The sequence below is a fragment of the Cupriavidus sp. GW821-FHT02F09 genome (assembly GCF_059421605.1).
The window spans coordinates 196,153-207,873 of sequence record NZ_JBWKVH010000009.1 but is presented as its reverse complement, the minus strand read 5'-3'; the positions used below and the strand labels follow the sequence as shown (position 1 = coordinate 207,873).

The following is an 11,721-nucleotide window of genomic DNA, read 5'->3' as shown; positions in this document are numbered from 1 at the left end:
TCGATCAATGACCGGAGGACACCGGCGTGCCGGCACCCGGTTGCTTGAGAAGGAAGGCCAGCGGCACGCATAGTAGCAGCGCGATGCCCAGCACAAAGAAGGTCTCGGAGAAGGTGATGACGGCCGCCTGCCTGGCGATCTCCCCGGCCATCTGTGCCATGGCCTGGAGCTTCGCATGCGCCATATCGCCGTGCTGCGCGAAAAAGCCCGCCGCGCTGGACGAGATGTGTTCCTGCCCGATCGCGCTGTTGGCGCTGACCGATTCACGGATCACGGCGTCGTGATACGTATTGCGGCGGTCGATCAGCGTGCCGAGCAGCGCGAGCCCGACCGAGCCGCCCAGGTTGCGGGCCATGTTGTACAGGCCAGCCGCGTCGCCCGCCTCATGGGTGGCGACAGCCGCCATCGATGCCTGGTTGAGCGGCATCATCGCCAGGATCTGCCCGAAGCCGCGCAGGATCTGCGAGCCGATGAAGTCGTGCCCGACGCTTTGCGTGGTGAGCGAGATATCCAGCATGCAGCTGCCGAAGAAACACAACAGCCCGGTGATGACGAGCCAACGGCTATCGAACTTGCCAAGCATGCGGGGCAGGATCGGCATCATCAGGAATGCCGGAAGACCGGAGAGCAGCATGATCGAGCCCGCCTGCTCCGCGTTGTATCCGGCGATGGTGGCGAGGAACTGCGGCAACAGGTAAGACACGCCATAGAGCCCGGCGCCAACCGTCGAGACAATCAGGATGACGCTGGCGTAGTTTTTGTTGAGCAGCAGCCGCAGCCGCACGATCGGCGTGTTCGCCGTGAACTGGCCAACGACCATCATCAGGATGCCGGCCGCGGAAAGCAGCGATAGCCATGCGATCGTCGGCGATTCAAACCAGCGCTCGCGCTGCCCCTCCTCCAGCACCACCGTGAGCGAGCTCAGGCCGATGGCCAGCCCCGCGATGCCGAGCCAGTCCGCCTTGACGAACGCCTGCAGGTTCGCGCGCTCCGGCTTCAGGCCAAGATAGAGCAGCGTCACCAGCGCCACCGAGATCGGCAGGTTCAGGAAAAAACACCAGCGCCAGTCGGCGTTCTCGGTCAGCCAGCCGCCAGCCACCGGGCCGAGCAATGGGCCGAGCAGGACGATCAGGCCGAACGCCGACATGCCGATCGGCATCTGGTGCCGGGGCAAGCGCGTGCGAATGATGGTCTGCGCGGTCGGGATCATGGCGCCGCCGGCGAAGCCTTGGCCGATGCGGCCGATGACCATCGCGGCCAGGCTGTGGGATAGCCCGCACATCATCGAGAACGCGGTGAAGAGGATCGCGTTCCACATCAGGAAGCGCCGCAGCCCGAACACGCGCGTGAGCCACGCGGCGAGCGGGATGATCACGATCTCCGACATCAGGTAGCCCGTGGAGATCCACGTGCCCTCCGTGCCCGCGGCGCCGATCTGCCCCTGGATCTGCGGCAACGCCGAGTTGGTGATCGAGATATCAAGCGTGGCGAGCAGCGCGCCGAGCGCGCCGGCCGCAACCGCGATCCAGTCAGCGGTGGAAGCGTTGGGCACTGCGGGCGCGGATGCCGGGTTGCCCCCGGACACGCCGGCACCGGACCGCGGCGCCTTAGCCACGCGCGCCCCCGGCCGCAGCGTGCGCTTGCGTGGGCGCCGCGTGGCGCGTGTCGACCTCCACCGTTACAGACAGCCCCGGCACCAGCGCCCTGCGCGCCTCGCCAGACACATCCAGGTGAATGCGCACCGGCACGCGCTGCACGATCTTGGTGAAATTGCCGGTGGCGTTCTGCGCGGGCAGCAGGGCGAACTGGGAGCCCGTGCCGGGCGACAGGCTTTCGACGGTGCCGTGCAGATCGGCATCCGGCAGCGCGTCGACATGGATTGTCACGGGCTGGCCCGGCACCATGTGGCCGACCTGCGTTTCCTTGAAGTTGGCGCTCAGGTAGAGATCCTGCAGCGGCACGATCGTCAGCAGGCGCGTGCCCGGCTGCGCGAACTGCCCGACGCGCACGGCGCGATCCGCGACGCGGCCGGCCAGGGTGCTGCGCACCAACGTATCCTGCAGGTCGAGCTGGGCGCGGCGCGCGCTCGCCTCGGCCACCGCCAGTTGCGCGCGTGCCTGTTGCAGCTTTGCCTGCAGCGTGAGCGTCTGGCTCTGGGCCGCGCGCAAGGCGGCCTCGTTCGCTTGCTGCGTCGTGGCGGCACGTGTCTGCGCGTTGCGCAACTCCGCGGTCCGCTCCTCCGTCTCGGCGCCCGACTTGACCAGCGGCGCATAACGATCCACCTGCGATGCCGCGTAGCGCACATTGGCCCGCGCTCCGTCGAGTTCGGCACGGGCCTGCGCGATAGTGGCCTGCTGCTGTGCAAGGTCCGCCTCGCTACGCGCCACGTCGGCCTGGCGCGAGGCAACGGTCGCCGTGGCCTCGTCCAGCGCTGCCTGGTACTGACGGCTGTCGAGCCTTGCCAACGCCTGCCCGACAACGACCGCCTGGTTATCGCGCACCAGGACTTCAGCCACATAGCCGCTCACCTTCGGCGCCACCGTCACGCTGTCGGCCTGCAGATAGGCGTCGTCGGTGGTTTCCATAAAGCGGCCCACCGTCCACCAGTGCCCGCCCCAGGCCGCCGCCCCCGCCAGCGCGCTGCCAGCCAGGAAAAGCAGCACCGTGCGGCGGCGATGGCGCACCGCAGGCTTCGCTGGGGTTGACGTGGCTTCGCCTCGCAACAGAGGGTCGGCTGGCGAATCGGCGGGCGCGGCGGTAGACATGGGGGCTCCAAATTATTCCAAACGGCACAATTATTCCAGTCGGACAAATTGTGTCAAGTGATATATTTCTCCCCTGGCACGATCTCAAGGATGGCGACGAATCCCATGGCACGACACCGACCGGCCGCCGAAGGCGGCTACCAGCGAGGCGAGGAAACGCGCCTGCGCATCGTCGAGGCGGCGCTGCGACTCTTCGGGGAACGGGGATTCGAGGGGGCGTCGACGCGCGACATCGCGAAAGAGGCCGGCGTCAATGCGCCTGCGCTGCAGTACTACTTCGACAACAAGGAAGGGGTCTACATTGCCTGCGTGGAGCACTTCGTCGCACGCGTCTGGGAGTACCTGGCCGCGCCGGTGAGCGCGGCGCAAGCGACATTGGCCAACCCCGACGCCGATGACTCGGACTTGATCGAAGCCTACATGGGACTCCAGGGCTGCTTCGTCTCGTTCCTGAGCGACTCACCCGAGGCGCGCGACTGGCAACTCTTCATGGCGCGCGAACGCGCGGGCCTTGGTCCGCCGTCGGCCTTCGCGGTGATCGACGAACGCCTCAACCGCCGCTTGTTCCCCGTGACCGCGTCGATCATCGGCCGGCTGACCGGACGCAAGCCGACCGATGATGTGACCAAGATCCGGACCATCGCGATAGACAGCCAGGTTGCCGTGTTCCGCATGTTTCGCCGGAACGTGCTCAGCGCCCTCGAATGGGAAACGATTGGCCCTAAAGAGATGGCCCAGCTTGGAGACGTGATTTTCGAGCAGACGAGGGTGCTGCTGCTGGCCTTTGTCGCGGCGCGCGACGCGCAGCAAGGCGCCGTCCGCGGCTAAATCCAGCAGGCAGCGAGCGGGCCGTTGCGCGAAAGCCGGTAGCGAAAGCCGGTAGCGAACGCCGGAAACGAACGCCGCGCGCTACCCTATTCATTCCAGCTTGATCCCCGCCGACTTGATCAATGGCCCCCACTTGGCCACCTCGGCGTCGACGAAGCGCGCGAACGATGCACTGTCGCCCGCCTCCGGCTGCAGCCCGAGGCCGATCAGCTTGCTGCGCGTCTGCGCATCGGCCAGCACCGCGTTGGCGTCCCGGTTGAGCTGCTGCACGATGGCCGGTGGCGTGCCCGCCGGCGCCATCAGCCCGAACCAGCCGTAACCCACCACGCCGGGATACCCTTGCTCGCCGAACGTGGGCGCGTCCGGATACACCGGCGTGCGCTGCTCGGCGGACACCGCGATCACGCGTAGCTTGCCGGCCTTGATAAATGGCAGCGCGGTGGTGATGGCGGTCAACGTCGCGTCGACCCGCCCAGCGAGCAACTCAGTGTAGGCCGTGGAGTCGCCGCGGTAATGCACGTTGAGGCCCTTGAATTTCGCCTGGGCGGCGAATAGCTCGGCGGTCAGGTGCGGCCCCGAGCCGATGCCCGGCGAGGCGAAAGTCACGCCGTCCTTCTTATCACGCGCCATGCGCACGAAATCCGCCACCGTGCGCACCGGCGAATCGGCGTTGACGATCAGGAATATCGGCCCGAGCACGCGTGGCCCTACTGCCACGAAGTCCTTGTGGATGTCGTAATGCTGGGATAGCCCTGCTGCCGCGTTGATGGCAAACGGCGCCGCCGCCCACAACAGGGTGTAGCCGTCCGGCGTGGCGCGCGCGATCTGCTCGTTGGCCACGCGCGTGCCAGCGCCGGGCTTGTTCTCCACCACGAACTGCTGCTTGTACTTGCGGCTGAGCCCCTCGCTGAGCAGGCGCGCCGAGATGTCGTTGGAGCCGCCCGGGCCGTAGGGCGATACCAGGCGCACCGGATGCGACGGAAATTCCTCGGCCTGCACCGGCGCCAGCGCACCGCAGCCCGCGGCCAACAGCACGGCGTTGCCGGCCAGGCGCAGCACTTGCCTGCGCTTGTGCGAATTCAATGTCATGACAGCTCCTTGACCGAAGCAGCCGCAGCTGCCAGCGGGCGGATCGGCGGATAGACAAAGGTCTTGTCGAGATGCGCGGGCTGGGGCACGTAGAGCCGCAGCGTCACGTAGAACGGGCCTGCGGGCGCGGGCAGCCAGTTGCCTTCGTCCGCCGGGTCGGCCGGCGGCGTGGCCGACAGGCGCAGCCGCAGGCTGCCGTCCGGCCCGTAGCGCAGGCTCGGCGAGCGATCGCCCAGCGAGTAGCGCCCCAGCACGTTATCGACCAGCATGCAGTCGGCCTTGCCATACATGGTGAGCGACCAGAACGCACCCACCTGCGGCAGCCCATCGGCCGGGAAGACCAGCTCGTAGCCGGCGCGGCCATCGAGCGGCGCGCCTTCGCTGTCGCGGTCGGCCATCACGTACATCGCCTCTTGCACGCCGAGCGCGCCGATATAGTTGCGCGCCACCAGCGCGCGCTCGGCGAAACGCGTGCCGAACGATTCGCGGATTTCCACCGGCAGGGTCCAGCCGCCGCCGAGGTCGGACGGCAGCGGCGTCGCCAGTTCGGCAAGCACTGCCCGGATGGCGTCGCCCAGGCGGGCAAGCGCATCGTCGCCAAGCGCGGCCGCATCGCAATCCGCGCCAATGCCAAAAGGCGCAAAGGCTGCCACCAGCCCTGCCTCAGCCGGCGGCGGCGGGTTCTCGCGCAGCGCCTGGTTGACCACCTCGGCATAGCGGCGCGGATCGCCCAGATGCTCGCCAGGCTGCATGCGCACATCGAACGCCCGCGCGGCGCTCGCCCCGGCCAGCGTGCTCAGGCGGAACTGGTCCTGCAGCGCGTGCACGGCCGGCAGGTCGGCTTCGCCATCCACCAGCACGCGGCCGAGCAGCCACACCGCGTCCGTGGGGCAGGCGATGGCGGTAGCACCAGCCGGCACGTCGCCCTGCCAGCGCGGGCCATGCAGCAAGAAGCGGCCGCGCCCGTTGCCCGTGGTGCGGGTGCCGATATAGCCAAAGGGATTGGTATAGAAATCGAGCAGGCCGAGCACGTAGTAGCGGCCCAAGCTGTCGGGCACGTCCAGCAGCAGCGGCCCTTGCGACAGGTCCATCCAGGCGTTGCTGTAGAGCGTGTCGTTATTGGGCGTGACCACCTGGCGATGCTGCGGGCCAAGCAGCTGGCGCGTGTGAATGAAATGATTGATCCAGCGCACCGGGGCATCGGGCTGCTGCGCGGCAAACACACCGGCGCTATTGCGGCGCGGGCAGGTGGCGGCGCGCATGCGCGCCATTTCGTAGAGGGGCAGCGTGTAACGGATGGCGTCGAGGGCGGGCGCGGCGGGCGCGGCGGGCACGGCGGATATGGTCTGGTACATGGTGGCTTCCATAATTTGGTTGACTCAATCGACGCGGCGCACGGCCGGGATGGTGTACTGGCCTTGCAGGAAAGACGGCGCGGGATGGTAGAGCCGCAGGATCAGGTAGAACGAGCCAGCGGGCGCGGGCAGCCAGTTCTCCTGCTGCTGCGCTCGCGCGTGCGAGATGGGGATCACCAGGCTGCCATCGGCCTCCATGCGCAAGCCCGGCGTGCGGTCGCCCACGGCGTAGCGGCCGATCTCGTTGGCGCTGAAGTAACGATCCTCGCCGTACAGCGACACCGACCAGAAGGCTTGCGCGGGCGGCAGCATGCCGGGCGCGAAGCGCAGCTCATAACGGCGACGGCCATCAAGCGGCGCGCCGTCGGCATCGAAATCGGCCATGGCGTAGATCGCCTCGTCCGCGCGCAGGGCGCCCAGGCCCTTCATCGCGGTGCAGGCGCGCTGCAGCCAGTCGTCGCCGTACATGCCCAGCTTCAGGCTGTAGCCCCAGCTCTTGCGGCCCTGGCTGCGGGTATGGGCCTCGATCACCGCCATGCCTTGCGCGTAAGCGCTTTCCAGCCCGGCCACGATGGCCGGGCGCAGCGCCGCGAAATCGGTCTCGTCTTCCAGCCGGATGCCGGCCTTGCGCAACAGCGTCAGGATCCCCAGTTCCTCGGCCGCCGGCGGGAACTCGCGCAGCGCGTTGAAGAGGTTGTGGAAGAAGTCCAGCGCGGGCCGGCCGCTGTCGTGCCACTGGTCCACGCAGCGCGGACGCGCCGCGCCCGGCGTGCGGGTCAGCGCGAAGCCCTGCTCAAAGGCACGCGCCACCGCCAGGTCATCCGGCCCCTGCACCAGCACGCGGCCGAGCAGCCAGACCAGTGAGCTCGGGCATGACACCGCATGCGCGCCGCTGGCCTTCTGGCCCGGGCCGACCAGCTCGATCTCGCCGCCTTCGGCAGCGACATTGCGTGGTCCCAGGTTCTCGAAGTTGTTGGTGTGCACGTCGAGCAGCTCGATCACGTAGTAGCGGCCTGCGTCGGGCAGCGGCGGAATACGCAGCGTCACCGGGCCATCGGCCAGGTTGACCCAGCCGCAGAAGTACAGCAGGTCGTTGGCCGGGGTGACGATGTCGCGGTCCTCATGCGTCCACTGGCGCTCGCTGGCGGACAACGTGTTCATCGGCGCGCGGCCATAGCCGGTGGCAGCGGCAACCGAGGTCTGCAGGCGGCAGGTGCGCAGCGTCTCGATGAGCGCATAGCCGTAGATCACCAGCGGCAGCGCTGCGCCGGCGACCAGCGCCTGCTGGGGGCTGGCGTGCGTGACGGGGGCGGCGGGAGGGTTCATGTTCATATGGGTTGGCTCCTGGCGGGATTATTCGAGGGCGGCGCCGCTCGACTTGACGAGGGCGGCCCAGGCGCGGACGTCGTCCTGCATCTGGGCGGCAAAGACGGCGCGCGGCTGCGGGGTGAAGCGCATGCCCAGCGTGGCGGCCTGCGCCTGCATGGCAGGCTCGGCCATGATGGCGTCGACCGCGCGCTCAAGGCGATCGAGGATGGGGGCCGGCGTGCGGGCCGGCGCGAACAGCGCGTACCAGCTGTCGATGCGCAACGGCACGCCGGACTCGGCGAAGGTGGGCACATCGGGCAGCGCCACCGAGCGCTCCGAGCCGGTCACTGCGAGCGCCCGGACCTTGCCGCTGCGGATCAACGGCAAGGTGCCGGCCAGGTCGGACATGGCCACCGGCAGCGTGCCGCCCATCACATCGGTCAGCATCGGGCTCACGCCTTTGTAGGGAATGTGGCGCAGATGGATGCCGCTGCTGACGTTGAGGCTCTCGCCAGCCAGGTGCCCGCCCGAGCCGGGGCCCCAGGAACCATAGGTGAGGTCAGCGCCCGGACGCTTGGCGGCTGCAATCAGCGCTGGCAGGTCCTTGCCCGTGAACGCCGGGCCTGCCACCAGCACGTTGCCGCCGTAGGCCAGCCGGCCCACCGGCACGAAATCGCGCACGGGATCGTAGGGCAGGCGGGGGAAGATCGCCGGCGCGATGGCATGCGTGGCGGAGATGCCGAGCAACAGCGTGTAGCCGTCCGGCGCGGCGCGCGCCACCTGGGCCGAGCCGATGGTGCCGGTGGCGCCCGCCACGTTTTCCACCAGCACGGTGCCGCCCAGCGCGGTCGACAGCTTGGCGGCCACCAGCCGCCCGATGACGTCGGTGCCGCCGCCCGGCGGAAAGGGCACCACCAGGCGGATCGGTTTGTCAGGGTATTTCGTGGCTTGCGGTGATGCGGCGTGCGCCGGTGTGGCGGCCAGCGCCGTCAGCATGACGACGGCGAGTGCGCCTGCCGCCGGCGCGCGCGCGGTCCTTGCAGCTTGCAAATGCATGATGGTTTGTCTCCAGTTCTGGTGGTTCCCCATCCGCGCTGCCGGTCTGTGCCGGTATCGGGTTGCGCGGTGGGGTCAAGCGTCTTTGCTACGCCATCGCGGTCATGCCCCCGATCCGCCCGCCGGCAGCAAGGTGATCACGGCGTCCGCCGCCACCGCGCCATTGGCGCCGATGATGAACGGGTTGATCTCCAATGTGTCGAGCCGGGGACCCAGCGCCGCGGCCACCTTCGACACGCGCACCAGCAAGTCGGCAGCCTGTGCCAGCGGCAGCACCGGGTTGCCGCGATGGCCGGCGAACAGCACCGCCGCGCGGCTGCGCTCGAGCATGGCGCGGGCGCGCTCGGGCGACAACGGCGCCAGGCCGAAGGCCATCTGCCTGAAGATCTCCACTGCGGTGCCGCCGATGCCGGCCAGCACCACCAGCCCGAAGACCGGATCGCGCCGCACGCCCACCATCAGTTCGCCCCAGCCGCGCACCATGCGGGCCACCAGCACGCCCTCGAAGGGCAGGCTGGCGTCGGCCCGGGCCAGCGCCGCCTGCATCGCGGCAAAGGCCTTGCGCACCGCGGCGTCGTCCGTCAGGTTGAGCGCCACGCCGCCTACGTCGCTCTTGTGCAGCACCTGTGCCGAGCACAGCTTTACCGCCACCGGGTAGCCGATGCGCTGCGCCAGCGCCACGGCTTCATCGGCGTCGCGTGCCAGGCCGTGCGCGGCCACTGGCACGCCGGCGTCCGCCAGCAGGCGCATGGCGTCGAACTCGGACAGCGCGCTGGCATCGTCCGGCACATCGCGCAGGAGCGCGGCGACCGGCGCCGCGGCCTCGGCAACCGGCGCGCTCGCGGCGGCTTCCCACGCTGCCGCGCGGGCCAGCGCGGCCACGGCCTCGATGGCGTGGGCAGGTTCGCGGAACACCAGGCAGCCATGCGCCTCCAGCCACGCCCGCTTGTCGTCGTCGACCACGCCGGAAAGCAGCAGCGGCGCGGCGCGCTTGTCCTCATGCAGCGCGCCGATGGTGCGCTGCAGTTCTTCCCACAAGCGCGGCGCGTTGGCGCCACCGGCGAGGAAGGCCACCACGCTGCCGTACTCGCCGCAGGTGGCCACGCCGGCCATCGCGTCGAGCAGCACGGCGGGCTGGGCCACCACCTGCCCCGTCACATCGATCGGGTTGGCGGTGCTGGCAAAGGGGATGCTCGTGCGCAGCGCCTTGGCGGCTGCCGCGGGCATGGGCGGCATGGGCATGCCAAGTTCTTCGGCGCGATCGGCCATCATGATGCCGACGCCGCCGGACACGGTGACGATGGCCACCGGCGCCACCGCGTCGGCCATCAACCCGCTCGGGCTGTCCCAGCGCGCCGGCCGGCGCCCGCGCGACAGCGTGTAGCCGAGGCGGAAGAAATCCTCGAGCGTATGGGCACGATGCACGCCGTACTCGTCGAACACCGCCTGATACACCGCGTCTTCTCCTGCCAGGCTGGCCGTGTGCGACTGCGCCGAACGCGCGCCTGCCTCGGTGGTGCCCACCTTGGTGATCACCACCGGCTTGCCGGCGGCACGCGCGGCGGCCAGCGCCTGGCGCAAGCGCGCGCCATCGCGGCAACCTTCCATATACGCCAGGATCACGCGGGTATCTTTGTCCTGCGCCATCCACTCGATCACATCGGCCACCTGCAGGCCGGCCTCGTTGCCAGTGGTCACCCAATGGCTCAGGCCCAGCCCGGCCTCGCGCGCCAGCGCAAAGGCGTAGGCGCCAAACGCGCCGCTCTGGCTGACCAGCCCCACGTCGCCCGCAGGCGGCACGCCAGTCAGCGGGATCGGCGAGAAAGTGGCAAACATGCGCTCGCGCAGATTCATCACGCCCAGGCAATTGGGGCCGAGCAGGGCCACGCCGTGGCGGCGCGCGCTCTCGGCCAGCGCCACTTGCATGGCCAGGCCCTCATCGCCCACTTCGGCAAAGCCCGAGGTGAAGAAGATCGCGGCGCGCGTGCCGTTTCGCGCCAGTTGCGCCATCACGGACTCCGTCGCCACCGCCGGCACCGCCACGATGGCCAGGTCGACGCCCTGGCCAATCGCGGCCAGCGTCGCGTAGGCGGGCAAGCCCTGGATCTCGCCGGCGGTGGGATGCACGGGAAAAATACGCCCGGCGTAGCCGAGCTCGCGCAGCAGGCGAATCGGCATGCCGCCGACCTTCTCGGGCTGCGTGGATGCGCCGATGACCGCGACCGAACGCGGTTTCAGCAGGAAATCTAGACTAGGCATGGCGTTGTCTCCGGATGGCCTTGAATGGCTTGTCTTGTTTGCGCCTGTACCGGCGCTGTGTGTGGCTTCGTATGCGTTCGTGTAGCTTCGTGTTTCTTGCTCTGCCGGCCCGGCTATTGCCGCAGGCCCGTCATGGATTCGATGGTGCGGGTCATCTCCATCAGCAGCGGTGCGATCTTCTTTTCCAGCATGCCGCGCCGCATTTGCGAGCCGGCGATCGCGCAGTTGAACAGCAGCGGGCGGTTCAGGTAGACGATGCGCGAGTACACGCCCACGCCATGCACGCCGCTGCCGGCGTCGCCTTCATTGATGGCAAAGCCGCGCTTGGGGTAATGCGCCACGTTGTGGCAAATGGTGTCGTAGCAGGCGGCGTACTCCTCGGCGCGTTCGTGGCGAGCGGCCTGCATCAGTTGCTCGAACTCGCTCTTGGAAAGCGTGCACAGGAAAGCACGGCCCATCGCGGTGCTGAGCACCGAGCGCACCGCGCCCACGCCGGGGCGTGCAGCCGTGCCCTCGTGATGCGTGCAGCTCTGCAGGTAGGTCACGTCCAGCCGATGTGCCACGCCCATCGATACGGCACCCTCGATACGATCCGCCAGCGCCTGCATCAGCGGGCGTGCCACGTGACGCACCGGCAGCCCGGCCAGGTAGGGATAACCCAGGGCCAGCACCTGGGCGCCGACGAAATACTTGTCGAGCTTGGGGTCCCAATCCAGATAGCCCAGCTCGAACAGCGTGCGGCAGATACGCGACACCGTGGCGCGAGGCATCTGCAGGCGCTCGGCGAGCTCGCCGTTGCCAAGCGGACGCGGCTCGTCGATGAAGCAGCGCAGCAAGGCAAAGCCCTTGGCCAGCAAGCCACCGAAGGACGGGTCCTCTTTCCTGCGCTCGGCTATGAACTGTTCGACCGACGTGTTCATCTTGTCTCCTTGCACCGCAGTGTGGGCGGCGTCATTTTCTGTGTCAAAGAACGGAATGTATTTCCACATATTGGAAATGTAGACCGTTTCTTGACGAAACGCCGTGGTAACCATATGGTTCACAAAACCGAATCAGAATTC

General features: G+C 68.5%; 9 protein-coding genes. 1 reads left to right on the top strand and 8 read right to left on the bottom strand.

What is annotated here, in order from left to right; translation table 11 throughout:
• Nucleotides 1–4: 4 nt before the first annotated feature.
• Nucleotides 5–1,585 (bottom strand): DHA2 family efflux MFS transporter permease subunit, encoded by a 1,581-nt coding sequence (locus tag AC07XB_RS13530; RefSeq protein ID WP_492375729.1) that lies wholly within the window; start codon nucleotides 1,583–1,585, stop codon nucleotides 5–7.
• A gap of 22 nt (nucleotides 1,586–1,607) precedes the next feature.
• Nucleotides 1,608–2,765 (bottom strand): HlyD family secretion protein, encoded by a 1,158-nt coding sequence (locus AC07XB_RS13525; protein ID WP_492827854.1) that lies wholly within the window; start codon nucleotides 2,763–2,765, stop codon nucleotides 1,608–1,610.
• 90 nt (nucleotides 2,766–2,855) lie between these two features.
• Here AC07XB_RS13525 and AC07XB_RS13520 point away from each other — a divergent pair, with 90 nt between their 5' ends.
• A complete protein-coding gene (locus AC07XB_RS13520) occupies nucleotides 2,856–3,593 on the top strand; it encodes a CerR family C-terminal domain-containing protein (RefSeq protein WP_492813677.1) in 738 nt (245 codons plus the stop codon).
• A 90-nt stretch (nucleotides 3,594–3,683) separates the two neighbouring features.
• Here the strand turns inward: AC07XB_RS13520 and AC07XB_RS13515 are convergent, their stop codons facing one another.
• From AC07XB_RS13515 to AC07XB_RS13490, 6 genes are all read right to left on the bottom strand, one after another.
• A complete protein-coding gene (locus AC07XB_RS13515) occupies nucleotides 3,684–4,682 on the bottom strand; it encodes a Bug family tripartite tricarboxylate transporter substrate binding protein (RefSeq protein ID WP_492827856.1) in 999 nt (332 codons plus the stop codon).
• A complete protein-coding gene (locus tag AC07XB_RS13510; RefSeq protein ID WP_492827858.1) occupies nucleotides 4,679–6,037 on the bottom strand; it encodes a DUF1254 domain-containing protein in 1,359 nt (452 codons plus the stop codon). Before AC07XB_RS13510 ends, AC07XB_RS13515 begins: the two co-directional genes overlap by 4 nt.
• A 24-nt stretch (nucleotides 6,038–6,061) precedes the next feature.
• Complete coding sequence (locus tag AC07XB_RS13505) at nucleotides 6,062–7,363, bottom strand: DUF1254 domain-containing protein (RefSeq protein ID WP_492813699.1); 1,302 nt, start codon at nucleotides 7,361–7,363, stop codon at nucleotides 6,062–6,064.
• Between the two features lie 27 nt (nucleotides 7,364–7,390).
• Nucleotides 7,391–8,401, bottom strand: a complete 1,011-nt coding sequence (locus AC07XB_RS13500; protein WP_492827860.1) for a Bug family tripartite tricarboxylate transporter substrate binding protein — start codon at nucleotides 8,399–8,401, stop codon at nucleotides 7,391–7,393.
• Between the two features lie 102 nt (nucleotides 8,402–8,503).
• Nucleotides 8,504–10,660, bottom strand: a complete 2,157-nt coding sequence (locus AC07XB_RS13495; RefSeq protein WP_492827861.1) for an acetate--CoA ligase family protein — start codon at nucleotides 10,658–10,660, stop codon at nucleotides 8,504–8,506.
• Nucleotides 10,661–10,773: 113 nt separating this feature from the next.
• On the bottom strand, nucleotides 10,774–11,580 hold the full coding sequence (locus AC07XB_RS13490) for an IclR family transcriptional regulator (RefSeq protein WP_150985276.1): 807 nt from the start codon (nucleotides 11,578–11,580) through the stop codon (nucleotides 10,774–10,776).
• Nucleotides 11,581–11,721: the final 141 nt, after the last annotated feature.